Raw genomic sequence first — 25906 nt, forward strand, 5'->3', positions numbered from 1 at the left:
TCGTGTGCCCTTCTTCTAAGTTACTCAAAATCAAAAAATTCGCGAGGCGCCTGTCTTCCAACTCTATACATCGCTTCAATAACTTCGTCAGTATTAATGATATTGTTTGCGCCAGCTAATGCGATGTCCGCTGCTACTAAAGCATGTTGAATAAATTTCCCTTCTGATCACACACCTTTCTTAGAGTAATCGTATCAGTATTTCCAATTTTAGAAAGTTTGATATTTTCTCCTTAAGTGATAGATTATCTCTCGACGTCCTAATTATAACTTTTATATTCATAAGCTTAATATTTTTTTATTTTTAGAAAGATTGAATAAACAGAATTTTGAATAGGTAATAAATTACACTTGGCATGTAGCAATTGTGTCCATTGTTTGAAGCTGTACTAATTAGTAGAAAAGTAAAAACAACACAGAATTCCTTTGATGAACACAATGATTATATTGAAAAATCATTAGAAAGATACTTACATTTTCTTTTGTTGAAACATCTTATTTTAAACGTGAGAGCTGTTGTAATAAATGATTAATGTAGATGGAAAGGAATAAATCAAGGAAATAAAAAGTTGTTTTTAGTATATTTACCATTAAAATTGTATTTTTATTCATTTTTTCAGAAAAAAGAAACTTCTTTTTTTAGGGTACGCCACATCGCTATTAAGCTAGCAAAACAAAATTTCCTTAAAATGAAAAAATACGCTATTTTTTCTGTAGAATCATAGAAAAGGATAGCGTTTTTGTATGATTCTACCGATTTTTGACGAGTTACAATTATTTCTAAAGAATTACAATGGAATATGCCACTGCATGCTTTGGAGCAGTTAGCTAGCGAAATAGGATTTGTTAAACGGAAATGTAAATATCGTGCACAAGACCTAGTAGCTCCATGTGTTTGGTTAAGCAGGAATATAGCTCATACTTCACTGACACAATTATGCAGTAGATACTCGTTCTTATAGGATTCAATATTCGCTTGATGGGTATGGGGTACCACCAAATGACATCAAAACCACTCTAAGACATTTTTTAATCAAAATGAAAAAAACAGTGCAACTTTTTTAAAACGGTTGAACTTTATTTCCAATCAACAATTCATGTTGCTTTAAAATAAAGTTTAATCGAATTAATACTAATAATCTTGATAAACAATCATAGAAAAGAACGTGTTTTGAAAAAAGATTAATCAATACACGCTCTTAATACTTTCAGTTAGTTCACTCTTTTACTAAAAAGTTTGTTTATTTCCTATCTATCAGTGATTTTGTTTGATTTTTGACACGCTGAAATAAACATTTGCTCCTCTTGTTTTTCAAAGGAAAAATTCTTGTCCAATTCGAGCCATCTGAACCAATAAAGCAACAACCTATACGAAAACAGCCAAATGATAAAAGTATTTTTGAACAAATGTCATACAAACACCTTAACACCCTTTAAATGAAGTTTTATAGAGGTTGATACTTATATAATTAATTATCAATCTAAAATTCATTAAATCGAGATCTGAGAATCCGTTTTTCTACATCACCTCTATATTAATTTTACAAACAATCTTCTCGTTATAACCGAAGCAATTCCAAAAAAGAGAAATCTAACCAGCTATAAAGCCACTAGATTTCTCTTTTTTTCTTTATATTTCGCATAAAGTGAAACTTTAATCAGCCCTCACCAATCGGGCCTTTACGGGCAGTTTATCTCCCACCTAACTTCTTTGCTCCCGCTGAATTTTGAGGTGGAAGTATTACTGCCCTAAAGTAGCGGGATAAATGGTCAGTTCACTTTATGATCCATATTCCAATTATTTTTTCATTGTTATCCATTCATTTTGTAATATGCCCATAATAATGCGATCAAAGCTCTTCCCATCTCGCTGAACTGCTTCTCTCATACATCCCTCCACCTTAAACCCAACCTTTTTATATACTTCAATAGCCGTTTTATTATAAGAAATAACATCGAGCCCTACACGATGTAAGTTTAATTCATAGAAAGCATATTTCAGAATAAGGCGTAATCCTTCTGTACCATATCCCTTACCTCTATAATTTTTATCACCTATACCAACTGCCAGCAAGCCAGCTCTATTATTCCACTCTATGCTATGAAGTGCCACAAAACCAATTAGAATGTCTTCTTGAATTGTTCTTAACATGAATGAAACACCATTTGATTTCCGTCCTTTTAATAGTTCATGCTCCTTTATTTCCTGTAAAGATTGCGGAACTGCAGCATCCGTATCTACATTCCTTAAATACTCACTATCCTCTTGCCACATAGCCATTTGTTCAATATCTTCAGCTCTAATTGCTGCTAATTTAATATTTTCACCTAAGAATAGATTATTCATTTCAAAAATCCCCCTTTTCAATTATGGGGATAGTTTCATAGTTTATCTAACCTAGCTATCCCTATTTTCCATAAATACTAATGACAGTGGGATACTTACAATAAGTGCTAACATTGGCACATCTCCTTTTAATATGATTAAATTCATTGTACATATTTCAGATTATTCATTCAACTTATTTGTTAATTCCTCCCTGTATGGATATAACTCACATTCACTATTTTAGTCTTTTCTATGTTTTTACTCGTTGTCATTAATAGTATGGTTGTGACACAGCTTAAACATTTGAAAGGACATAAAAACAAGCCAACTTCTCATACAAATCATCAAAATGCAAGGCGCACAAGTCATTGGTCTTACTTCATCTAAGGAAAAAGCAGACGCAGCCCATTCAGCTGGAGCAGACCATGTATTTTTATATTCAGAATCATGGTGTGAAGAAATACTACAAATCACAAAAGGTCGTGGTGTAGATGTTGTATACGAATCAGTAGGTTCTACATTAGAAGAGAGCTTTAAAACCACAAAAATTGGTGGTACCGTCGTATTTTACGGAATGGCTGCTGGCGATTCAGCTCCTGTTGATCCGCGGATGCTGATGGACACTTCGAAAACTTTAACTGGCGGAGATCTTTGGAATGTACTCACAACGTATGAAGAACGTAAACAACGTTCTAATCAACTATTTAATTGGATAACTGCTGGAAAACTAAACATCCAAAATCCAACAACTTTCGCTTTAAAGAATGGTATTGAAGCACATCGATTATTGGAAAGTCGAAAAAGTACAGGAAAAATTTTATTAATACCATAATCATTTTAAGTTAAAACCTGAACTAAAATGAGTAGCCAGAAAATTTCTTCTAGCTACTTTTTTTCAATTCTACTCAGAAAAAGCTTCCGAATATTGCACAACACCTTGCACATTTTGAAGAGCATTTTCCGTTAATTCCATTGCCATAAATACTTCATCTGGCACATCAAATGGTGCACGTATATTCCATAGACTAGCCGGTTTAAAACCAAATTTCGGATAATACTCTTTATGTCCTAGTACAATTACAGAATGATATCCAAGCTCTTTCGCTTTTCTTATTACACTAGAAATCAACAGACTTCCAATTCCCTTTTTCTGATACTCTCGTGCAACAGATACTGGCGCAAGAGCCAACGAATCTACAGATTTATCACCATCTACTATTTTAATTTTAGATAATAGAACGTGACCAATAATTTCTTTATCTACCGCTACTAATGATAACTCAGGAATAAACGTATTAGATTTTCGAAGTCGATGTACCAATTTATGTTCTGTTTGGTCACTAAATTCTTCATCTAAAAACGCTTGTTTTACAACCTCTTCTGTTCTGTTATAATCTTTCTCACATTCTTGTCTAATCTTTATATTCATAAACTCTTACCCTCTATTCTTTCTTATTTCTTTTTGAATTTTACGAAGCGCTTTTTTCGATCCACGCTCTATATCATGCTGCATTTTCCGCTCTTTATAATCCACAAACAACGTGTCCAAATCATACCCTTCTGGATATAATTCCTTTGCCTGTACTTCTAAAGAAATTCGCTTCACGTTTACTTCAATAAATTCACTATTATAAAATACAACGACATTGGAGAAATTGTCTTTTTCTTTATATACAATACCGAAGTCATCATAGTCTAATAACTTCACACGGTCTCCTTTTTTATATTCATTCGTCTCATCTATTTTTTGTTTTATATCCTTAGGCTTTCTTACTTTCCCTTCATGCAGCTTTTCTAAACGGTATTCTTTATTTTCCATATATCCTTTTGCTCTTTGCAACACATTGTCTTTTACATTCATTTTTCTAGAAATCCAAAGAGCATTACTTTCTCCCGATTTCCCTATTACTAGCTGATACAATGGTTCCAATGTTTCATTGTTGAACTGCATCGCCGCATTCATAAAATCACTATGCATTTCGGAAAATCGTTTAATCTCACCATAATGCGTAGTCGCAACAGTGATACAACCCATATGATAAAACTCTTCTAAAATCGAAATCGCAAGCGCAGCTCCTTCATTCGGTTCCGTACCGCTTCCTATTTCATCAAATAATAAAAGCGTATTATTACTTGATACCCTCATAATTTCTGAAAGGTTTTTCATATGAGATGAAAATGTACTTAGTGCATTTTCAATACTTTGATTATCACCAATATCTACAAAAATGTTTTCAAAAACCGCAATCTCCGTTTCCTTATTTGCTGCAATATGGAATCCTGACATTGTTGCTAATGTTACTAAGCCTATTGTTTTCAGAACAATTGTTTTCCCACCAGCATTTGGCCCTGTAATAATTAAACTTCGGTAATTTTGCCCAATTTCAAAATGAAGTGGTACAACTTCTCCTGATAAAAGCGGATGCTTGCACTGAACTAACTTTACATACCCATAATCATTTAATTTCGGCTCTATCCCGCCAATATGTTTACTAAATTTCGCTTTTGCAAACACCATATCGTATTGACTAATCAGTTCCATATTAATCTTAATATTATAAATGTCCTCTAAGATCATTCCTGATAAAGTAGCTAATATTTGATATTCTTCCATCGCTTCTTCAGCTTTTAAACTTGCTAATTCCACATTTAATTTTGTCACTGTATGTGGCTCTATAAAAACAGTAGAGCCTTTAGAAGAAACTTCAACAATCGTTCCAGCAACTTGATTTTTATAGGAAGCTTTCACTGGAATTGTATATCGATCATCTTTTTTACTAATAAAGAACTCTTGAATATACTTTTTGTTTATACTACTATTTAAAAATTTATTTAAACGTTCTTTAATTTTTCCTTCTGCTGATTCAATGCTATTTCGGATTCGTTTTAATTCTTTACTTGCGGAAGAGGCCACGCTATTTCCTTTAATCGAATAATTAATTTCCTCTTCTATACTTTGAAATTCAGACATAGAATTCGCATATGATGCTAGTACTGGTGCAAAAAATTCTTTATCAAGCATAAATTTTTTAACTTTTCGACACCCTCGTAAAAAGTCTGATACACTAACTAACTCATTTGGATCTAAAATCATCCCTTTCTCCAATTTTTGAATTGTACTATCGATATTAGAAATTCCGAGAAAAGGTACATGCCCTTCTGCATCTACTATAGCTCGTGCTTCCGTCGTTTCATTCAAACGATTTTTCACTACTTTGATACTGGAGCTAGGCTCCAATTTATCTAACAATTGTTTTCCTAATCCACTTACGCAATACGATTTAACGATTTCCTTCAACTCGTTATATTGCAACTTTTCAAAAGTCATTTTATTCAATTTCTATTCTCCTCACTATGATTTACTCACACCATAAATGAAGATACCTACCCATTAGATTTCAATGAGTTGTAAATAATTAAATTTTCATATGATAAAAATAAACACAAAAAAGCTGCGGAGACACCGCAGCTTTTTACATTTACAAGGCCTGTGCATGATATAAAGAAATAAAGCCATCTCAAAAAACACATGGCTATCCCATCATCATTACACGCTTTATAAAGTATTGTAGGTATCTTCATAGGTATTTGAAATAAACCCACGACAAAACTAGGGGTATGAATTATACAAAAATCCCCTGTTCTCATCCGATTTATTTCATTCAATTTTTCCTATTTAGAACCTACCGCACTCACAAAAAGCACCTCTCATTAATTTATTATTTCATTCATTGAAATCTAATTGATTGAAATCATCATACTATATGTTATAAAAGAAGTAAAGGTGTTATGACTATAATACTTTAGTCATAAATATATATGGATTTTCTATCCAACGTATTGCGGATGTTTTCTTGATTGATTTCGGTACAATGATTACATAGATAAGTAAAAACAAATAAGGAGTGATCCACTTGACAGATTTTCAAAAACAATTTTTCTCTAGATTAAATATAGAAGCAAAAGATTCTATTTCATTTGAAGATTTAAATGAAATTCTTTATGCGATGGCACAAGCGGTTCCATTTGAGAATTTGGATATTATTCAAGATACAGTGAAAGAAATATCAAAAGAACATCTTCAAGAAAAAATCTTAATGAACAACCGAGGTGGCCTTTGCTATGAATTGAATCCAACGATGTATTACTTCCTGAAAGATTGCGGTTTTGATGTTCACTTAGTATCAGGAACAGTTTATAATGCCGCTTCTGCAACCTGGGCTGTTGATTCAGGGCATGTGGCAACCATTTTAAAACATAATGATGAACTTTATTTAATTGAAGTAGGTTTCGGTTCATACCTGCCCCTTTCACCTGTTCCTTTCTCTGGTGAAACTGTTCACGCTGTTACCGGAGACTATCGTATTCGAAAAGAAACAACTGCAAAAGGAAACTATATGTTAGAGATGAAAAAGAATAATGAATTTCTAGACGTTGCTTCATCTGAAGAGTGGACATTAGGCTATGCATTTTATCTTGAAAAAGTTGACGAAAGAACATTAAATTCAGCTCAAAGAATAATTGTAGAACATAAAGACTCTCCTTTTAATAAAGTACCGCTTATTGTAAAACTAACTTCTGACGGGCATGCTTCCTTAACAAAAGATAGTTTTACAGTAACAAAACAAGGGAAAAAGAGAAAAGAAGAGATTTCAAAAGAACAATATACAGATCTATTACAGGAAACATTTGGTATACAATTATAATCGACACGATAAAAAATCTTGCCAATGGTGGCAAGATTTTTTATTTTCTTCTATTCAAACTGTTTTTTTATCTCGAATTCTACCATTGTTAAAATACAGAAAGATAGGTAGCGGAATAACGATAAAACCTAAGCTTTTAATCATTGTATTTTTCGCTTCCTGCTTGACTGTTTCTTTTCTATCTTCTACATTCCGATCATATTCTGCACGAATTTGCTCTTCACTTACTGTTTGTTGTGAGTCTTTCGCTTCCACCAATTTCATCTTTTGAAATGAATCATAAGATTCGTAGTAAGAAGGTGGACTGATATAATCTGATAGTCCCATAAATATGCCGATTCCTCCTCCAATAGATAACATCAAGGTCGCAAATAGTACTAAATGTACATATAATTGTCTAAACACATCTTCCTCCCCCTCTTTTTTCCATTTCATAATCGCTAACAAAATAAACACGATAATCGCAAGCGGTAAGCCTAACATAATGAATGGGATTAGAATCAATACACTTCCACCTCCTTAATTAAATATATTTTTCTCCTATACATACATGCACTATCTCCTTACAAATATTTCAACTAAAAAAATTCATATAATATTATTATACCTATGCTCTCTGTTTTTATTTTTGTGTAGCAGGGATTCTTTGCAATTTGTTGTATTTCATAGTTAGATAGAATATACAAAATACATATTTGGAAAGGAAATAATTATGGCAGAATTTAAAAATAGAATGGATGTACCTAATCAGGAAAAGTGGGATTTAACAGATATTTATAAAACAATGGAAGACTGGAAAAACGACTATGAAAAAATCGAAACTTTAACAGAGGACTTAAAAGAATTCAATGGAAATATCCACGATAGTCAAAGCCTGCTTGCTTATCTTACAAAAAGTGAAGAAGTATCCAGTTTGTTCAGCCTCGTTTATGCCTATGCAAGGCTGCAAGCAGACCTTGATACACGTGATACGGAAGCTCAATCTCTTGTAGATCAGACATCACAATTACACGTTAAAATAAGCGCGGCTCGTTCCTTCTTTTCCCCATTTTTACTAAGTATCGATGAGAAAACATTACATTCTTATATAGAAGAAAATGAAGGCTTACAATATTATAAAGAAGACTTATTGGAATTATATCGATATAAGAAACATGTGTTAAACAAAGATAAAGAAGAAATTTTATCGCAAATGGGCGAGGCCCTCTCCTCTCCTCAGCAAACATACGGAATGCTCAATAATGCAGATATAACATTTGGAGAAGTTACAACCGATGATGGAAATAAAGTAAAGTTAACACGCGGGATGTATTCAAAATTAATAAAAGATGAAAATAGAGAGAAGAGAAAAGAAGCTTACAAAGCATACTATCAACCATATGTGCAACTAAAAAATTCTATCGCTTCTACTTTAGCAGCAGCTATTAAAAATAATGTTACCATTTCTAAAATTAGAAATTACCCATCTGCTTTAGAAAAGTCTTTATTTGGTGATATGGTTCCGAAAGAAGTGTATGATAATTTAATTCATACAACGAAAAAGAGCATTGCATCTCTACATACATATAATCATTTACGAAAAGAAAAACTGCAACTAGATGAATTAAGACAGTATGATTTAGGCGTTGATTTAGTAAAAGGTGTAAAACAAGATATTCCATATGATGAAGCCTATGAAATTATGCTTACAGCCTTAGCTCCATTGGGTAACGACTATATTCAAGTGCTTCGAGAATTTAAAAACAAACGCTATATAGATGTGAGAGAATTACCTGGTAAACGCTCTGGGGCTTATAATTTCGGAGTATATGGCATTCATCCATTTATCCTTTTAAATCACCATGATGACTTAAACAGTCTATTTACACTAGTTCATGAATGTGGACATGGCATGCATACTTATTATTCACATAAGTTTCAGCCAAGAATTTCTGCTCACTATACAATCTTTGTAGCAGAAGTCGCTTCTACGGTGAATGAGGTTCTTTTAATTCACCATCTATTAAAAGAAGCAAAAGATGTAGACATACGCAAGCATTTAATCAATCATTTTATTGAACAATTTAAAGGAACGTTCTTTACACAAATTATGTTTGCTGAATTTGAAAAGATTACACATGAAATGGCGCAGCAAGGAAAACCACTAAATGTGCAATCCTTCAATGATGTTTATGAAAAATTATTTAGAGAATACAACGGTGATACACTCGTATTCGATGAAGAAGTAAAATATGGCTGGGCTAGAATTCCACATTTTTACAGACCATTTTACGTTTATAAATACGCTACCGGATTTGCTTCTGCAATTCAAATTGCAGATCAACTATTAAGCGGTGGCCCTATCGCTAAGCAAAATTATATCGAATTCTTAAAAGGCGGAAGTTCGGATTATCCACTCAACCTTTTAAAGAAAACAGGTGTAGATTTAACAACGCCTGAGCCAATTGAAAGTGCACTAAATCGTTTTAATAAACTAATTGAAGAATTTTCTTCACTATAACAAAAAAAGCCTCTCACGCTAGAGGCTTTTTCAAATTCATTTTTCTTCTAATAAATCTTTTGCCATCTTTCGAAATTCCTGATTAAATGCATCATTCATTCCGTTTTGAACATTTGAGAAAAGAATGACAAAAATTTGCTTATCCCAATCGAAATTATTAAATGTATTCCACCCAGCTAATACACCATGGTTATGGTAATAATCTGGATAAATATAAAAACTAAATCCATATTTCCTCGCGGGTGATACAGTGAACATATATGCTAAACTTTGTTTCGAAAGTAGTTTACCCGTCATAATTGCTTCATCTAACCTTTTCATATCTTCTACAGTTGTATACATTTCACCACAACCATATAACCAGTTCATTCTTAACTTAGGAGTCGATACGAATTCATTCTCTTTCTTTGTATAACCTTCTGCGAAAAATATATCTCCAGGGAACTTTGCACCCATACCAGATTCATGCATTCCAACTGGATTAAAAACATGTTCTTTTACATATTCAGCTAATGGTTGCTTCGAAATTTGTTCTACAATATAGGCAAGTACCATATAATTATAGTCTGTATATCTCCAGCCCGTCCCTGCAGGGAATTCAAGGTTTTGCGAACCAATCCATGCCACTAATTTTTGACGTGATGCTGCATCTACTTTTCCTTTTCCTTGCTCTGGTAGCCCAGATGTATGTGTTAATAAATGTCTCAAAGTAATATTTTTATCCACTGGGAATGAAGGGATATATTTATTCACATTATCTTCTATATTCAACTTCCCTTTTTCTTGTAACTGCAATATAGATACTGCCACTACTGTCTTCGTTATAGAACCGATACGATATTTCGTTCTTGGTGTTGTTAGAACTTTATCTTCCATATTTGCGTACCCATAGCCTTTTCGCAAAATCACCTTATTTTTATCAGTTACAAGTACCGTTCCGTTAAACCCTTTTTCTTTTAAATATTGATCTAATTTTTCCGCTGCGACCTCATAACGGGTACGCTGCTCGGTATTTACTTTTGGCTTATCATTTTCTATTTTACTATTAGAATCTGAAAATGCTTTTAATGTCTGTGTCTCATTTTTATTTGTTTGCATGAACATATATACACTTAAACAAAAAATTGCGATAATAAAGCAAACGATTAAACATCTCTTAAACATACAGGAGCCCTCTTTTTACTCATTTTGTACTGATTATCATTCTCATTGTTATATTTATTCTATCTCTTTTTATTTAAAAGAAGACCTTAATTTTTGCTTAATTCCATTAAAGAACGAATCTGATTACTATAATCTAGCATATATTTTGATTATCCATCTCTACATGTGTATGGAACGAAACTGAATCTGTATCTCCCTAAAGAATTAACAAAACTAGAAATTTATTCAAGGAAAGCTTTCCATATTCAAATTTTTAACCACTCTTTATTGTATTTACTTTCTTATAAAATTTCCAACCCACAATCTGATTCGTCTAACTATAATTTCTTTTTTTATGTAACATTCATTACGATTCGCATATAAAGGAGGAAATCTATTGGGAAACATCGATAAACGGAATCGACTAGATCTCAAAATGTTCAGTTATCGAACAAATAAAAATAACATAGTTTTTATTGAATATTACGGAAAATAAATTATGGTTTTAAAAGGGAAAGAAGCAAGTGCTTTTCTAAATAAAATACATCTTGCAAATAACGAAAAAGAACGACAGCTCATTATGGCCAAAATAATAGGGAATTTCAAAAGAGGAAATGAGCGGAGAAGAAATAATACTAAGGATTAAGTTTATTTTTCTCACTATTTATCAGTACTCCCATTACGACAAAAGTTTCTATTGATATGTCGTGATATCATTCCTTTCAAAATTGATTATACAGCATATTCTTTTAAAAAATGTCACTTGCATGGCATTTTTTTCGGATGTTTCAATAAAATTATCACTGAAGTAAACATCAATATCACTAGCCCTATCCAGGCCCACATATACCCTTTTACATCCACAATGAATCCAAAAATAGGCGGAGCTAAAATGATTGCAATTTGATTTAGCGTAAGTGCAAAACTAACCGTCATTCCTACTAAATCCTGCCTTGCTGTTTCAGCAATCTCAACCATAAAAAGACTAAACCATCCAATCCCAAAGAACCCTAGCAACCCACTCATTAAAAATAAACTCCATACCGAAAGATTGTGTATATTTAATATTAAAATGAATATGCACATACATGTTGCGAATACAGAAATTAGCAGCGGCCTCCTGCGGTTACCCTTATAAAAGAAATCACTGACTGCGGCTAAAACAATTCGCCCCATCATTCCAAAAAATAAAGTAACCGCAAATACCTTTCCAGCCAAAATGGGAGATATAGATTTAGCAGTAATCAAAAAGTTTATAAAATGTCCAATCAACACCATTTGCAATGAAATCATGCAAATTCCTGTGAAGAACACTGGATACAATTCCTTATTACTCATTATCTCTTTTAACTGTTTCCAAAAGGAAATCCCTTTATTATTTAATACAGGTTCATGATGAACAAGAGGTTCCCTATAAAAAACTAAAAACAGTACTCCCCCTGCAATGCATATACTTGAGAGAACATATATCGCGAATGACAAACTAACATTTACAGAGAGAATCGGAATCATTGCCCCTGCAACTGCGCCACCTATAGGAATGCCAGCTTGCCTAATTCCCATAGCTAGCCCTCTATTTTCTTTCAGGAACCATTTTAAAATCACTTTGCTTCCTCCTGGTTGTGCAGCACTATAAAACACTCCAACTATCATAAGAACAAATAACAATCCAGTAAACCTTTCTACTACATGAATAAATAAAAGAGATCCACCGAGCAATATAGAACTACCTCCGATTAATACCCTTTCATTATATTGATCAAGTAATCTCCCGACAAAAAGCATACAAAAAAGCGGACCGATATTAACAGCGGTTAACAACATGCCCAGTTGCATATCAGTAAGATGATATATTTCTTTCCAAAAAAATGCTAAAGGTCCTATCCCATATGTTATTAACGTTGCACTTGCTTGTACTGCTGTTGCCAACATTAATACAATCCATTTATAAGAACGATTACTCTTCATGATTTTTTCTTGATTTAACACTCTCATCCCCTCCACACTTTTTAATTGTATAAAGATTCAGATATCACGTAAAATGAGTATTACTGATAAAAGGGATCAAAATAATTGATATCTTTAGGGGGGGATTGAACTGGATATAAAAGATTTAACTGTTTTTTATGAAGTAGCTAAGGAAGGCAGTATCTCACATGCAGCCCAAAATTTAAATTATGTACAATCCAATGTAACAATGCGTATCAAACAATTAGAAAATGAACTAGGAGTACCATTATTTTACCGAAATGGGAAAGGCGTTTCCTTAACTTCAAATGGGGAAATTTTATTAACTTACGCAAAACAAATTATATATTTAACGGAACAATCTATTAAAGCTGTCCAAAACAATGGGTCAACTCCAAAAGGAACATTAAAAATTGGCTCTACGGAATCTACAACTGCAGTCCGTCTTCCTTCAATTCTAACATCCTATTGTGAGACGTATCCTGAAGTTGAATTCCTGTTAGAAACACATTCAACAGAAAAATTAATTCAGCTTGTTTTAGAAAGAAAACTGGAAGGTGCATTTATTGCTGGCAATATACATCACCCTGATCTCGATTCAATCTTATTTCAAGAAGAAGAATTAGTGCTCATTAGTAAACTACCCCTATCTTCTTTCAATGATTTAGGAGAGATGAATTTGTTGGCTTTTAGTCAAGGTTGTTACTATCGTAGATTGCTAGAAAAATGGCTCCATGAAGAAGGTATTGTTCCAAAACGGGTGTTAGAATTTGGAACAATTGAGGCTATACTTACATGTGTAAAGTCCGGCATGGGTACTGCAATTATGATAAAGTCTATCGTACAAGATCACGAGCACTCCTTAGTATTAACTCCTTTACCCAAAAGCCTTTCAAAAGTATCTACTGCTTTTATTGTCCGAAAAGATATTTTTTATTCAGGAGCCTTACGCAAGCTGATCGACATGATAACAAGTACGTCATGCATAATAAAATGACCCTTCCATCCGAATAGTAAAATTCTCCTTTTCCCACTGATGATTAGCAAGGTTAATGATGCTGTTACGTGTAACCCCCCACCTAACTCCTTTGCTTTCGCTGAATTTTGAGTTTTTGGGTCTTACTACCCATAAATAGCGGAATAAAAGGGGAATTTTCAAGTGAAATGATTCCTTTTTCCCTTCAACATTATTACCATATATTTGAATCCCAAGACCTTCTGACCTTTTCTTAAAAAACATACAAAAACGCTATTCTTTCCTATGATTGTACAGAAAGAATAGCGTTTTTTCATTGCGAGATATTTATTTTTATTAGCTTGATAGTGATGCATTGCGTCCTTTAAGGAGCTTCTTCCTGTTCTTTGCTTTACAAGGTCAGTTAGATTCAACCTTTTGGGATACTGTCATTCCGAGTTGCAATAACCCATGTCCTTCTTCTAGTCTGCTGTATCCCAGCGACACAGTATGCTGTATTAAAATTTCAAATAATTGTGGCTCAGTAATGATCTGATTATTCTCAGCTTCATATTGTTGAATTAATAAAGCAATGGATCCGGATACATGTGGTGCCGCCATAGACGTACCGGACAGTACAGCATACTGATTTGTCGGATACGTAGAAAGAATCTTTTCTCCTGGAGCTAACAAATCAATGGTATCATTTGTATTACTAAAACGTGATAAGCGCTTTTCAAGATTTATTGAACCAACCTCTACCACCTCTTGATAAGCACCAGGATAGCTATATTCACTAGTTCCGCCATCCCCATCTCCTTCATTCCCGGCTGCACATACTACAACAATATTCTTCTCCACAGCCTCTTGTATTGCTTTATGCAACTCAGCATTATCCTCGGGACCTCCCAGTGACATAGAAATCACTCGAACAGTTTCTCCTTTCGCCCCTTTCCATGTTGTTGCATATTGAATGGCCTGTGTAATAGATTCTATGGTTCCTTCCCCTGTACCAGTCAGTACTTTCAGAACAAGTAACTTCGCTTTAGGTGCTACTCCTACCACACCCTTATCATCTTCAGTGGCAGCAATGGTACCGCAGACATGCGTTCCATGACCATTATTATCTAAGAATACATGAGGGTCTCCCCCATAGTCTTCTGTAAAGTTATAACCTCCCATAATCCGTTCTTGCAAATCTGGGTGGTCAGTTTGGCAGCCAGTATCAATAACTGCAACAACCACATCTTCCCCCTGATACCCTTTCGCCCATATAGACTCAGCTTCGATTAAACGGACCCCGGGAGGAACTTCTTTAGTACGATCCTTAACCTCTTCCAATTTGTAAGGAATTAACTTGAACTTTGACATGTCTATCCTCTCCTTTTTGGGATTTTTCAGGTTATGAATCTTCATATGCATAAATCTTTAAAGTTTATATTCTACATCCATCTATAATTTACCTCGTTAATTTTCAGATTTTGAACCATTTAATTTCACTTGATTCTCATCAACTCTTATCCTATTCTTTACAAACATACTAGAATACTATAGCGAAGGCGGTTTTATCCTACTACTAGGATTCCCTCCCATATGCCCATTAAGCTAGTGAAAAAAGGACTTCAAAATAGTAAAATTAACATCTCTAGAGTGAAAATATGTAAAATTCTTTTTAGTAACAGCATAAAATCTCAGCTTGATAGCGATGTGATGGTCCGCCAAAAATTGTACCGTATACTTTTTTCTCTTTTATTGGAATTTGCTTTACACTTCCTGAAACAGGTGCTCCTTTTACCTATTTCTTCTATTCTTAGCTCTGCTAATTAGAAAAGAGGAGGCGGTTATTTGGTTCCCTTTTTGTTTGTTAGAAGGTGAAAGTATGAAGTTAGAGTTTACTGATGGCATTAAGATCGATACATATCTATTCTCTCATTCTTCTTCGACTGATAATAAAATCTAATTCACCTCTTGAACATATGAACGACATATATAAAATGTATCATTCCATTAGAAAACCACATTTTATTTCATTGAATGTATAACACGATACATGTACATTTTTATATTTCCATTTTATCACAAAACAATCTTTTCATTACCATTATCTCTATTTATTTACTAATGTTTTAAAGCCTAATAACATATTGGAAAATTTGCTTTCGTTCCTTCTAGAATAGATGTTGTTATTACAACCAGGAGGTGGAAACATGATAGATAAAAAACGTGAATTGTGGCTTGATTCAGCAAAAGGATTTGTACTAATCCTTGTTGTTGCTGGACATGCTTACAATCATAATAGCCTTATCACCTATATCTATTGGTTTCATATGCCTGCCTTTTTTTGGTTAGCGGTTATGTATTTAAGCCAATAGAAAAATGGTCACATATTCAGCTTAATACATGTAACAAATTAAATAACCAATATAAAGATAAAAGGTATACCCAAATAAATGGTATACCTTTTATTCATATTTCCTTTTACTTTTCCTTTAAAACACTATGTAACCGATCTGGATAATTTGTAAACATACCCGTTGCACCCCATCTAATTAACAATCTCATATCTTCTTTCTCATTGATTGTATAAGGATGGATTAACAAACCATTCTCCCTCGCCTTTTTCATATACAGTTCATCAATAATTAATTCTCCATTATCATTGCGTAAGTTTGGTCCAATACCAACGGCGTACTTTTTAATTTCTTGAAACTCTTGATTTGTTACACCCTGTGGAGCATGAGTAACCCCTGACCATTCAATAATCTCATTGTTTTCATTTGGATAATACCAAAGCAGTTGCACTAGTGGAATATTTTTATTCATACTATGAATCTTTTTTAAACTTTCTTGACTGAATGATTGAATCATAACTCGGCTTGAAGACATATTTTGGCCAATTAAATTATATTTCTTTAATAACTCTAATAATTTCTCTTCCATTCCTGGATACACGTCCGGAGATTTCGTTTCAATATAGTATTTCATGCTTCTTCCATACTTTTGAAATATCTCTTCTAGTGTTGGAACTTTTTGCCCCACATATTCTTTTTTTGCCTTTTCTGGATATGTAGCATTAAACCAAGACCCTGCATCTAAACTTTTTATTTCACTTAATGTTTTTTCTCTTACTTCGCCAGCTCCATTTGTAGTTCGATCCACTGCTGTATCATGCATTGCAATCAATTGACCATCTTTTGTTAATTGAATATCTAATTCTAAATAATCCGCTTTCATTTTTTTCACAAGATTATATGAAGCAAAAGTATGCTCAGGAGCATGTCCACTCGCTCCTCGATGAGCAATATTTAAAAACTTATTTTCATTGAATTCATGTTTCTTTTCTGTTTTCGCATCAACTGTTCCCCCGTAAAAAAAACTCCCTACTGTAAAGAAAACAACCAAGAAACTTATTATCTTTTTCATACTCTTAAACCCTTCCCACGTTGTAAATTTCAACAAGCTAATGAGCTTTACACGAAATAGAAGAAATACCCTAAATATTATTATAAGCTTTTAATAATATGGCAATCTCACAAATAAAATGTAAGCTATGATTCTATACTGTTTATCATGTTCTATGTAACTAAATATATTTTAAATTCATCTATGTTTCTAGCTGTCAGCCCCTTCCCCCTATTATAACTAAACAATTATGAAGCATTCTCTACTGTGTTCCCGTAACTCAACAAAAAAGCCATAAAACGTTTGAGAATACATTGGTACTCACAAACAGTTTTATGGCTTTTCTCAAATATCTCCGGCCTTCAATTAACTTGTTGGACTCAATCATAACAAATCTTATAAACTTTGTGAATATTTTTTGTTATATTAATAATAATAAAATGATACTCTATTATAATAATTAATATAGAGCGATTCATTTACGATCTGCATAAAGAAGAAATTTCTATATGCAGATCGTATAACCTTAATCAATAGAAATGTTTTTTTATGCCTATCTACCTTTTATATGCTAAAAATTGGAACAATACATATTTAAAATTACTTTGTGTTCAAAGATGTGTTACATAGTATGCAATTTAATACCTCTTCAAGTACGATATCCGATGTGAAAGTAGCCTCTTTTGTCCGCCACCCAATAAATCCATCTGGTCTTACCAACACTGCCCCTTCAGGCTTAATTCCATATAGCGTTACAAAAGTGTTATCCTGATCAATAAAATCCCCTTTCTGAGAAACCTGATACACTTCAATACTGATCCCTAAATGAGATGCAACCGTACTTGCAGCCTTTGACCAAAAATCGTGTTCTGATCCAGTAAATAACACAAAATTTCTTCCTAATAAATCAAGTATTGAAATCCGCTTTCCTTGATACGTTCCCCACATATGCGGAGCGCGTGTTCCCGGTCTTCCCTTGAGCTCTAAAATATCCATTCTATGCGGATTCTCATCTTGATCTATTACTGCCGCAGAACTGTACTTATAACCTACAGTAACAGCTAAACTATCCGTAGTATTCAAATTAGCTTCTTCTCTATTCGCAGCCCGCAGTAGAATGCTGCTTGCATAATCCGTGGTTAATTGTACTACAGGACGTCTCTCCACATGATAAGTTTCTAATAATTTTGGATTCGCTTGACCATGTATAACAGCAGCTAATTTCCAAGCTAAATTATGAGCATCCTGAACACCTGTATTTGAACCAAATCCTCCTGTAGGTGGCATAAGGTGTGCAGCATCTCCAACTAAAAAAACACGGTTATCTTGAAAACGTATAGCTGTACTTTCTGTCGCCTCCCAAGGTGAAATGCTTAATATTTCAACTTTAAGATTTGACTTTCCAATGGCTTTTCGAACAATTTGCTGGCAATACTCTACAGAAAAATCTTCAGGTGTTTCCCCTTTTAAAGGATTATAGGCTACATGATAAATCCAGCAATCCTTATTATTGACCGGAATCAATGCACCAAAAACTTCAGGATTTGTAATCATTGTGAAAGCAAAGACATCCCCTTTTATGAAATCACTCAAATCTGCTTTAAAGTGGATGTTAATATAATGACCGCCTATCGTACCACGACCATCAGTGGAAATACCAGAATATTTACGTATCGAACTTTTTGCACCATCTGCCGCAATCATATACTTACTATATATAATTTGTTCCTCTTTCGTCTCACAATTTCGCACAATAGCAATTACTCCCAGTTCATCCTGTTTGTAAGAAACCAGTTCATGATGAAACCACAGCTTTCCACCTAATTGCTTAGCCTCTTTGAGCAACATCGGTTCTAAAGTAATTTGGTAACATGAAGTCGGCTTTGATGGACTAATTTTTTGAATCAACTCGAACAAACTTTTATCATTTTCATCCTGAACCATCTTTACCCTTTTTAATTCTTCATAGTCTGCTTCAGCGATTGTATTTACACTAACCCTTCCACGGCAGTTCTCCAGCACTCTTCCAGCGGCGCGAATCTTCTTTTCTAAACCTAATTCCCGGAATAATTCCATCGTGCGAAAAGTAATCCCTCCCGCTTTTGGGTGAATAGCAGTAGTTGGATGTCTTTCAATAAGTAAATACTCCACTTTATGACGGGAAAGAAATAATGCAGAAGTTAACCCCGTTAAACCTCCTCCAATAATTAAAACTGGAACATGAATGGATTTCATGCGTATTTCTCCTTTCATGTAAACTACACATAAAGTGAAACTTCAATCAGTGGGGTTTTCTCCATCCCTCACTGATTGTTAGTTAAACCAATCGGGCTTTTATGGGCTGTTTATCTCCCACCTAAACTTCTTCGCATTCTCTTAAGTTTTGAGGTGGGAGTATTACAGCCCGTTAAAGCGGGATAAATTTTACTGAGCTCAGTAGGTTAACTATAATAAGGAAATCTAGAAAAATATAGACTTATTTTTCCGAATTATTTATCATATAGATAGAGTACGCCCCAAAAACACAATCGATCTATACGATAAATTTCTTTATACAAAATAAAAGCGTAGTTCCAATTTATATATTATTAACTTGAAAATTAAACTAACTATAAAAACTAAAAAGTCACATTCATTATAAAATGAGCGTGGCTTTTTCTTTTCTTAATATCCCACCAATTAGCACTTCACTTTATCAAAAGATTCTATATCTCAACTTGCTGTCTTAATGTTCCATCACCGACTAAAGACATTTACATAATGAAAAATGTTTACGTTTTGGTTCTGTGAATAAAAGTGTTACTATATATATCAGAACTATTTGAATACAACTCAGTTGTTGATGCGTTTTTTATTTGCTATTGATTAAAGTTGTATCATACATATTTACAAGTAGATCACAAAAACGAAGGACAAAGACGCAACAAAATTAAACTCTTTCCTTCTATATTCCACAAATAAAATGGAGAATATTATGAAATACTTTTTATATTATGCTTTAAACTAGAATGAAAAAGAAAAGGAGATCAAATGGAAAACAAAAAAGAAATAAACGAAACTGGATGGAACTTTGACAACAGTTATGCTCGTCTGCCAGAATCATTTTTCACAAAAACTTCTCCAACGCCCGTACGTTCACCAAAGTTGATTATTCTTAACGATTCTTTGGCAACATCTTTAGGGTTAAACGTAGAGGCACTTCAAAGTGAAGAAAGTGTAGCAGTGTTTGCCGGCAATGAAGTACCTGAAGGCGCTTCTCCTCTTGCTCAAGCTTATGCCGGACATCAATTCGGGCACTTCAACATGCTAGGGGACGGACGTGCTCTGCTAATTAGTGAACAGATTGCACCTTCGGGTAAACGATTTGATATTCAGCTAAAAGGATCTGGAAGAACACCATACTCCCGCCGCGGGGATGGACGCGCTGCACTTGGTCCAATGCTCCGTGAATATATTATCAGTGAAGCAATGTATGCACTTGGTATTCCTACTACTCGTAGTTTAGCTGTGGTAACAACGGGTGAGTCAATCTTACGCGAAACAGCTTTACCAGGTGCAATCTTAACACGTGTAGCCAGCAGCCATATACGCGTCGGCACATTCCAATACGCAGCAGCAAGCGGTTCAGTTGAGGATCTTAAAGCTTTAGCTGATTATACGATTAAACGTCATTTTTCAGCTATTCAATCAGATGAAAACCAATATTTAGCGCTACTTCAAGAAGTGATAAAACAACAAGCAAGCCTAATTGCAAAATGGCAACTCGTCGGCTTTATTCACGGAGTCATGAATACTGACAATATGACAATTAGCGGAGAAACAATCGATTACGGTCCATGTGCTTTTATGGATGAATATGATCCAGCAACTGTATTCAGTTCTATTGACAAACAAGGGCGATATGCCTATGGCAACCAGCCTTATATTGGCGTTTGGAATCTTGCCCGTTTTGCGGAATCTTTATTGCCACTGCTACATGAAGACGAGGGACAAGCTGTCAAACTAGCTCAAGATAGCCTCTCAACATTTGGTGTGCTATTCGAACAACATTGGCTTACTGGAATGAGAGCAAAACTAGGCATATGTAATGAAGAAGCAGAAGATAAAGCGCTTATCGATGAGCTCCTCAAATTAATGGAGAAATATCGCGCAGATTATACGAACACCTTCCTTGCTTTAACTTTTGATACTGATAAAGATACCGATTTGTTTACAAGCCAAGAATTTACGGCTTGGAATGGAAAATGGCAAGAACGATTAAGCAGACAACAGGAATCAAGCCCTTCTTCACACCAGTTGATGCGAGATAACAATCCTGCGGTAATCCCACGAAATCACCGCGTGGAAGAAGCTTTAGATGCAGCAGTAAAACAAGGAGACTACAGTGTGATGGAACGACTGCTTGCGGTTCTTTCAAGCCCTTATACACATTCACCTGAACAATGTGAATATGCTACATTGCCTGCCGCCTCTTCTAAACCTTATCGAACTTTTTGTGGTACATGAGTGGTTAGCTCCTTCTCATAATGAATTTGCTCGCCCTTCAATTGAAGGGCGAGCATTTCTTTTACTTAATTCGATTTATTCTTCATCAACATAGCAATCTCTTTATGATTCTCACTATCCATTTGTTCCAGGTGCTTCACAACTCGTTCTTGTCGCTTCGCTGAATGATTTTGACTTAGCTTCCATTTCCCCTCAATTCTATTAATCTTTATTTTAAATCCAACAATCCCTTTACTTAACCCTTCAACATAATTAGGTTCCACTTCATCTAATGAATAGGAGCTCGCCGGATCTTCATATTTATTTACTAAATCACGAAGAGAATCGATTAATTCTTGTTCATCGTCTACAATTTCCATTTCACCATATACATGAACTGCTACATAGTTCCAGGTTGGCACTGCTTCTTTTGTTTCATACCATGAAGGAGAAATATAACAGTGCGGACCTTGGAAAACTGCAAGTATCTCTTGATTTCGAACGTCTTGCCATTGTTCATTCGGCCGTGCAAAATGACCATATAAAATGCGCTCATTTCTATTTAATAGTAAAGGAAGATGCGTTGCATATGGTGCTCCATTATGCTGAGAAAATAGCGTTGCAAAACTATTCTGTTCAATGATTTCATATTTTATTTTTTCATCTTTTATATCGAAGTATTTAGGTATATACATATTTTCCCTCTTCTCTTTCTTATCATTTTATTTTCTAATTATATTTTGAAAAAAATCAACCTAACAGGGACAGATAATGATTATTTTATAAGGACAGTACTACTTCTATACATCATAAAACGCCTTTCAGTATTTGAACTGAAAAGCGTTTTAAATAGATACGCGTTTACCTTTCCACACCCGCTTGAATACTTTGATTCCGCACAATATCCACAGTTTTTTTCGACCAAAATGTAGCAAGAATAGGTCCTGCAATATTATGCCATACTGCCGCTAAAACACTTGGCAATGCTGCTAATGGTCCAAAATGCGCGGCTGCTAACGCTACACCTAAGCCAGAGTTCTGCATCCCCACTTCAATGGAAATCGCTCGTCTCGTTCCTTCATCAAGCCCGAGTACCAATGCTGTCAAATAACCAAGTAAAAATCCAAATGCATTATGGAGCATCACCGCTACAAGAATTAACAAACCAGAAGAGGCAATACTGCTTACATTCGCTGAAATAACTGCAGAAACAATAATGATAATTGCTAAAACTGATATAAGAGGTACCACTGTGATACCTTTATTCACTACTGTCGGAAAGAATTTTCTAACTGCTATTCCTAAAATAATTGGGACAATGATTACTTGTACGATAGAAAGAAACATCGACATAGGATCAACTGGCATCCACTGCCCTGCTAATAGCAACAAAATAAAAGGTGTAGCAATTGGTGCAAGCAATGTTGATAATGATGTCATCGCAATGGATAAAGGTAAGTTTCCTTTCGCTAGATACACCATTACGTTTGACGAAGTTCCACCTGGCACTGAACCTAGTAAAACTAACCCCGCGGCCAATTCTGCTGGTAAATTCATCATATAAGCAAGTGCATATGCAACAAGAGGCATAATAATAAACTGAGCACACACCCCAATAATGACTGGCAACGGCTTCGTTACAATCATTTTAAAGTCAACTGCTTTTAGCGTCAGTCCCATTCCAAACATAACAATACCTAATAAAATTGTAATATACCCATTAAACCAAATGAATGGTGCAGGAATGATAAAAGCGATAACTGCGATACAAATAACCCAAATGGCAAAATATTTTCCTGCTACGTTACTGATTGCTTCCAACGTTTTCATCGAACCATCCCTTATTCTTTGATTTTAAAAATCTTATTCGGATTCAAAATATTTTTTGGATCAAGAGTTTGTTTTATCTTTTTCATCACAAGAAGTGCTGCCCCGTGCTCTTTTTCTTGATATTTCCGTTTACCAATCCCTACCCCATGTTCACCTGTACACGTGCCGCCGCGCTCCAGAGCATACATCACAATTTTTTCATTGACCGCTTCAGTTTTCTGTACTTCCTCTATATCATTTGGATTCACCATTAATAGAACGTGAAAATTCCCATCTCCGACATGTCCAAGTATTCCCCCAACGATCCCCATATCATCTAAAGTCTCTTTTGCATACTGGATTGCATTTGCTAATTCTGAAATGGGTACACAAACATCCATACTCATCAGTTTTTTCCCTGGATAACTGTGAACATAAGCGTATGCTAAATTATGTCTTGCTTCCCATAATTTATTTCTGGCTGCTGTTTCTGTTTCAAATGAAATACCGTTACACTTATGATCTTTCACAATTTCTTTTGTAAAATCAACATCTTGTTTTAATCCTGCTTCATTCCCATGAAACTCTAAAAACAATGTCGGCTCTTCTCTATAGTTTATTTCACTATATTTGTTAACTTGTTTCATAGATAGTTCATCAACAAGCTCAATTCTCGCAATTGGAATACCGGCTTGTAAAATATCAATCACAGCTTCTACCGCATCATTCACTGTCGGAAAAGACGCTCTTGCTGCCATCGTATGCTCAGGTATTCCATACACTCTTAATGTTAACTCTGTAAAACAACCAAGTGTTCCTTCTGATCCAACGAAAATGCCATTTAAATGATAACCAGATGATGACTTTGCAGCTAGCGTCCCTGTATGTATAATCATTCCATCTGCCAGTACCACCTCTAAATCCCGAACTTGATCACGCATAACGCCATACTTTACTGAAGTCGTTCCACTCGCATTTGTAGCAGCCATTCCACCTAGTGTAGCATCTGCTCCTGGATCCACACTGAAAAACAGGCCATACTTTTTTAATTCTTTATTAAGCTGTAAACGAGTTACACCAGGTTGAACTTTAACAAGAAAATCCTTTTCTCTTACCTCTAGCACTTGATTCATAAGTGAAAAATCTATTGTAATCCCGTTTTCATATGGAATCACATGCCCCTCCAAACTTGACCCCACTCCAAATGGGACAACTGGTGTTTGGTACTTGTTTGCTAGTTTCATTATTTCACTAACCTCTTTTGTCGTTGTTGGAAATACAACAACATCAGGTAGACTACTGGCATGATAAGATTCATCCTTACTGTGCAATTCTCTCACCGTTTCATTCACTACTACTCCTGTTTCAGGAAGTATCTCTTTTAAAGCAATTAGTAAATTTGCAGTTTCAGCTTTCATTTCATTCTCTCCCATCATTCTGTTACAGATTTGATATAAAATTTAGGATCGTTTTATAACGATTCATCTGATGAACTATTTCATACATAATAATCTGAAGAATCAAATAATTCAAGTCTTAATTTAGAAGCACCCCCTAATTCTTCCTATCATCAAAAAAAACGAAAAAGAGTCCACTCCTAGTAGACTCTTTTGTATTTATGTGAAAAAGTTTATTCGTTTAGAGATTTTGAAGTTCCTTTTCCATTTTTCATGTATATCTTGATTTGCAGCAATAATTTCAAAAGCAATCCAATTAAACATGCAAACCTTTCTCTTTGAAATAGCTTAACATTTTCCGGTAATTCTCTCCATACTTCTCTTGGAATTCTTTTCCAAAATCTTCTTCTATATGTTGCATCATCATATCATGGTAAAAAGCATTTTTTATTACTTCAATTACTGCCGGGTGATTCGTCTCTAATGCAGATGGCTTCATATCGCCTTCGAAACTACCAATTAAAGCTGAACTAGAATCACAAAGAATAGAAAACTTTCTTTCTTCAGTAGGCCACTCTTCATCTCTATAATGTTGGAATACATGTTTAAGAGGTGTTTTACATGCTCCCATTGTAATTAAGATGACACTAATTCCTTTACATTCGGCTACAAGTAATGCTTCCTCTATATAATGCAAATCTTCTGACCAAATATCTACAACTATAGATGTTTCTGCATTTGCAATAACGCGGCGTACAGCATTATCTAGCGCATTACTTCCTTGCCAATTATAAAAAGCAGGTGCAGGTCTAGGCGGAGTTTTTAATTGATTCATAAGAGCCTTCGAAGTTTGCTCAAATTCAGTTTGGAAAAGACGGACTAATTGCTCAATTGGAACAGCATTATATAGCACTGTCTCCCCTTCTATACTACGGCAAGCCCCTTTATCCGTTAATGATCGTAATGCAGCATATACATTTGTTCTTGATACAGATACCCGTTTTGCAACTTCATAACCGGACAACTCTGGCTCTTCATGTAACGTCAAATAACACCTTGCTTCTAAATCAGACAAACCTATTTTCTTTAATAAATCAATCATGGGAGACCTCCTTGCTTAACAATTAAATTCAACACTTACCTCGAGTGGTATTTACCAATACTCCTAAAGGTGTATTACCTTTAGTTTAAACGAAAACCAACAAAATTTCAT

Annotated in this window: 18 protein-coding genes and 4 pseudogenes; 8 read left to right on the forward strand and 14 right to left on the reverse strand. The window is 34.5% G+C overall.

The window, feature by feature from the left end:
- Positions 1–38 precede the first annotated feature (38 nt).
- Positions 39–146, reverse strand: a pseudogene (locus AC1M36_RS03005) (L-serine ammonia-lyase, iron-sulfur-dependent, subunit alpha); the annotation flags it as partial.
- A 597-nt stretch (positions 147–743) separates the two neighbouring features.
- On the opposite strand from AC1M36_RS03005, the pseudogene AC1M36_RS03010 reads away from it, so the two are divergent.
- Positions 744–946: pseudogene (locus AC1M36_RS03010) on the forward strand (IS4 family transposase); the annotation flags it as partial.
- Between the two features lie 851 nt (positions 947–1797).
- Here AC1M36_RS03010 and AC1M36_RS03015 read toward each other — a convergent pair.
- Complete coding sequence (locus AC1M36_RS03015) at positions 1798–2346, reverse strand: GNAT family N-acetyltransferase (RefSeq protein WP_336454239.1); 549 nt, start codon at positions 2344–2346, stop codon at positions 1798–1800.
- Between the two features lie 307 nt (positions 2347–2653).
- On the opposite strand from AC1M36_RS03015, the pseudogene AC1M36_RS03020 reads away from it, so the two are divergent.
- Positions 2654–3160: pseudogene (locus tag AC1M36_RS03020) on the forward strand (zinc-binding dehydrogenase); the annotation flags it as partial.
- A gap of 69 nt (positions 3161–3229) precedes the next feature.
- On the opposite strand, the gene AC1M36_RS03025 reads toward AC1M36_RS03020, so the two are convergent.
- Together AC1M36_RS03025 and AC1M36_RS03030 are read right to left on the reverse strand one after the other, a co-directional pair.
- Complete coding sequence (locus tag AC1M36_RS03025; protein WP_336454238.1) at positions 3230–3757, reverse strand: GNAT family N-acetyltransferase; 528 nt, start codon at positions 3755–3757, stop codon at positions 3230–3232.
- A gap of 6 nt (positions 3758–3763) precedes the next feature.
- Positions 3764–5665: an endonuclease MutS2 gene (locus tag AC1M36_RS03030; RefSeq protein ID WP_336454237.1), complete on the reverse strand. Its 1902-nt coding sequence runs from the start codon at positions 5663–5665 to the stop codon at positions 3764–3766.
- Positions 5666–6242: 577 nt separating this feature from the next.
- Here AC1M36_RS03030 and AC1M36_RS03035 point away from each other — a divergent pair.
- On the forward strand, positions 6243–7034 hold the full coding sequence (locus AC1M36_RS03035) for an arylamine N-acetyltransferase family protein (RefSeq protein ID WP_336454236.1): 792 nt from the start codon (positions 6243–6245) through the stop codon (positions 7032–7034).
- Between the two features lie 54 nt (positions 7035–7088).
- Here the strand turns inward: AC1M36_RS03035 and AC1M36_RS03040 are convergent, their stop codons facing one another.
- The gene (locus AC1M36_RS03040; RefSeq protein WP_336454235.1) at positions 7089–7538 is read right to left on the reverse strand and encodes a hypothetical protein; all 450 of its coding nucleotides are present in this window, start codon (positions 7536–7538) and stop codon (positions 7089–7091) included.
- Positions 7539–7746: 208 nt separating this feature from the next.
- Between AC1M36_RS03040 and pepF the strand changes: the two genes are divergently transcribed.
- The gene (gene pepF, locus AC1M36_RS03045; RefSeq protein ID WP_479845585.1) at positions 7747–9534 is read left to right on the forward strand and encodes an oligoendopeptidase F; all 1788 of its coding nucleotides are present in this window, start codon (positions 7747–7749) and stop codon (positions 9532–9534) included.
- Between the two features lie 36 nt (positions 9535–9570).
- Here pepF and AC1M36_RS03050 read toward each other — a convergent pair whose 3' ends face one another.
- Positions 9571–10698 carry a serine hydrolase domain-containing protein gene (locus tag AC1M36_RS03050; protein ID WP_431613491.1) on the reverse strand — a complete coding sequence of 376 codons (1128 nt, stop codon included), beginning with the start codon at positions 10696–10698 and terminating at the stop codon, positions 9571–9573.
- A gap of 376 nt (positions 10699–11074) precedes the next feature.
- On the opposite strand from AC1M36_RS03050, the pseudogene AC1M36_RS03055 reads away from it, so the two are divergent.
- Positions 11075–11323: pseudogene (locus AC1M36_RS03055) on the forward strand (hypothetical protein).
- A gap of 113 nt (positions 11324–11436) precedes the next feature.
- On the opposite strand, the gene AC1M36_RS03060 reads toward AC1M36_RS03055, so the two are convergent.
- Positions 11437–12666, reverse strand: a complete 1230-nt coding sequence (locus AC1M36_RS03060; RefSeq protein ID WP_336454232.1) for an MFS transporter — start codon at positions 12664–12666, stop codon at positions 11437–11439.
- 109 nt (positions 12667–12775) lie between these two features.
- On the opposite strand from AC1M36_RS03060, the gene AC1M36_RS03065 reads away from it, so the two are divergent.
- Positions 12776–13642 (forward strand): LysR family transcriptional regulator, encoded by an 867-nt coding sequence (locus AC1M36_RS03065; RefSeq protein ID WP_479845605.1) that lies wholly within the window; start codon positions 12776–12778, stop codon positions 13640–13642.
- Positions 13643–14020: 378 nt separating this feature from the next.
- Here AC1M36_RS03065 and AC1M36_RS03070 read toward each other — a convergent pair whose 3' ends face one another.
- The gene (locus AC1M36_RS03070) at positions 14021–14971 is read right to left on the reverse strand and encodes a S8 family peptidase (protein WP_336454231.1); all 951 of its coding nucleotides are present in this window, start codon (positions 14969–14971) and stop codon (positions 14021–14023) included.
- Positions 14972–15807: 836 nt separating this feature from the next.
- Between AC1M36_RS03070 and AC1M36_RS03075 the strand changes: the two genes are divergently transcribed.
- The gene (locus tag AC1M36_RS03075) at positions 15808–15972 is read left to right on the forward strand and encodes a hypothetical protein (RefSeq protein WP_336454230.1); all 165 of its coding nucleotides are present in this window, start codon (positions 15808–15810) and stop codon (positions 15970–15972) included.
- Between the two features lie 106 nt (positions 15973–16078).
- Here the strand turns inward: AC1M36_RS03075 and AC1M36_RS03080 are convergent, their stop codons facing one another.
- Both AC1M36_RS03080 and AC1M36_RS03085 read right to left on the reverse strand, forming a co-directional pair.
- Positions 16079–17023, reverse strand: coding sequence for a glycerophosphodiester phosphodiesterase (locus tag AC1M36_RS03080; protein ID WP_336454229.1), 945 nt, complete (start codon positions 17021–17023; stop codon positions 16079–16081).
- 579 nt (positions 17024–17602) lie between these two features.
- Positions 17603–19237: an FAD-dependent monooxygenase gene (locus AC1M36_RS03085; protein WP_479845586.1), complete on the reverse strand. Its 1635-nt coding sequence runs from the start codon at positions 19235–19237 to the stop codon at positions 17603–17605.
- Positions 19238–20032: 795 nt separating this feature from the next.
- Between AC1M36_RS03085 and AC1M36_RS03090 the strand changes: the two genes are divergently transcribed.
- Complete coding sequence (locus AC1M36_RS03090; RefSeq protein ID WP_336454227.1) at positions 20033–21508, forward strand: protein adenylyltransferase SelO; 1476 nt, start codon at positions 20033–20035, stop codon at positions 21506–21508.
- Positions 21509–21573: 65 nt separating this feature from the next.
- On the opposite strand, the gene AC1M36_RS03095 is transcribed toward AC1M36_RS03090, so the two are convergent.
- The 4 genes from AC1M36_RS03095 to AC1M36_RS03110 all read right to left on the reverse strand — a co-directional run bounded on the left by AC1M36_RS03095 (position 21574) and on the right by AC1M36_RS03110 (position 25795).
- Positions 21574–22182 carry an FMN-binding negative transcriptional regulator gene (locus tag AC1M36_RS03095; RefSeq protein ID WP_336454226.1) on the reverse strand — a complete coding sequence of 203 codons (609 nt, stop codon included), beginning with the start codon at positions 22180–22182 and terminating at the stop codon, positions 21574–21576.
- Between the two features lie 166 nt (positions 22183–22348).
- Complete coding sequence (locus tag AC1M36_RS03100) at positions 22349–23317, reverse strand: bile acid:sodium symporter family protein (RefSeq protein ID WP_336454225.1); 969 nt, start codon at positions 23315–23317, stop codon at positions 22349–22351.
- 11 nt (positions 23318–23328) lie between these two features.
- A complete protein-coding gene (locus tag AC1M36_RS03105) occupies positions 23329–24714 on the reverse strand; it encodes an FAD-binding oxidoreductase (RefSeq protein WP_336454224.1) in 1386 nt (461 codons plus the stop codon).
- A 295-nt stretch (positions 24715–25009) separates the two neighbouring features.
- Positions 25010–25795: a TrmB family transcriptional regulator gene (locus AC1M36_RS03110; RefSeq protein WP_336454223.1), complete on the reverse strand. Its 786-nt coding sequence runs from the start codon at positions 25793–25795 to the stop codon at positions 25010–25012.
- Positions 25796–25906 lie beyond the last annotated feature (111 nt).

The organism is Bacillus sp. Medicinal_06 (assembly GCF_056711665.1).

Bases quoted from the DNA above. Each gene is read 5' to 3' on its own strand.
- AC1M36_RS03015 (WP_336454239.1), bottom strand. From the start codon at position 2,346: ATGAATAATCTATTCTTAGGTGAAAATATTAAATTAGCAGCAATTAGA.
- AC1M36_RS03025 (WP_336454238.1), bottom strand. From the start codon at position 3,757: ATGAATATAAAGATTAGACAAGAATGTGAGAAAGATTATAACAGAACA.
- pepF (WP_479845585.1), top strand. From the start codon at position 7,747: ATGGCAGAATTTAAAAATAGAATGGATGTACCTAATCAGGAAAAGTGG.
- AC1M36_RS03050 (WP_431613491.1), bottom strand. From the start codon at position 10,698: ATGTTTAAGAGATGTTTAATCGTTTGCTTTATTATCGCAATTTTTTGT.
- AC1M36_RS03070 (WP_336454231.1), bottom strand. From the start codon at position 14,971: ATGTCAAAGTTCAAGTTAATTCCTTACAAATTGGAAGAGGTTAAGGAT.
- AC1M36_RS03075 (WP_336454230.1), top strand. From the start codon at position 15,808: ATGATAGATAAAAAACGTGAATTGTGGCTTGATTCAGCAAAAGGATTT.
- AC1M36_RS03080 (WP_336454229.1), bottom strand. From the start codon at position 17,023: ATGAAAAAGATAATAAGTTTCTTGGTTGTTTTCTTTACAGTAGGGAGT.
- AC1M36_RS03085 (WP_479845586.1), bottom strand. From the start codon at position 19,237: ATGAAATCCATTCATGTTCCAGTTTTAATTATTGGAGGAGGTTTAACG.
- AC1M36_RS03090 (WP_336454227.1), top strand. From the start codon at position 20,033: ATGGAAAACAAAAAAGAAATAAACGAAACTGGATGGAACTTTGACAAC.
- AC1M36_RS03095 (WP_336454226.1), bottom strand. From the start codon at position 22,182: ATGTATATACCTAAATACTTCGATATAAAAGATGAAAAAATAAAATAT.
- AC1M36_RS03100 (WP_336454225.1), bottom strand. From the start codon at position 23,317: ATGAAAACGTTGGAAGCAATCAGTAACGTAGCAGGAAAATATTTTGCC.
- AC1M36_RS03105 (WP_336454224.1), bottom strand. From the start codon at position 24,714: ATGAAAGCTGAAACTGCAAATTTACTAATTGCTTTAAAAGAGATACTT.
- AC1M36_RS03110 (WP_336454223.1), bottom strand. From the start codon at position 25,795: ATGATTGATTTATTAAAGAAAATAGGTTTGTCTGATTTAGAAGCAAGG.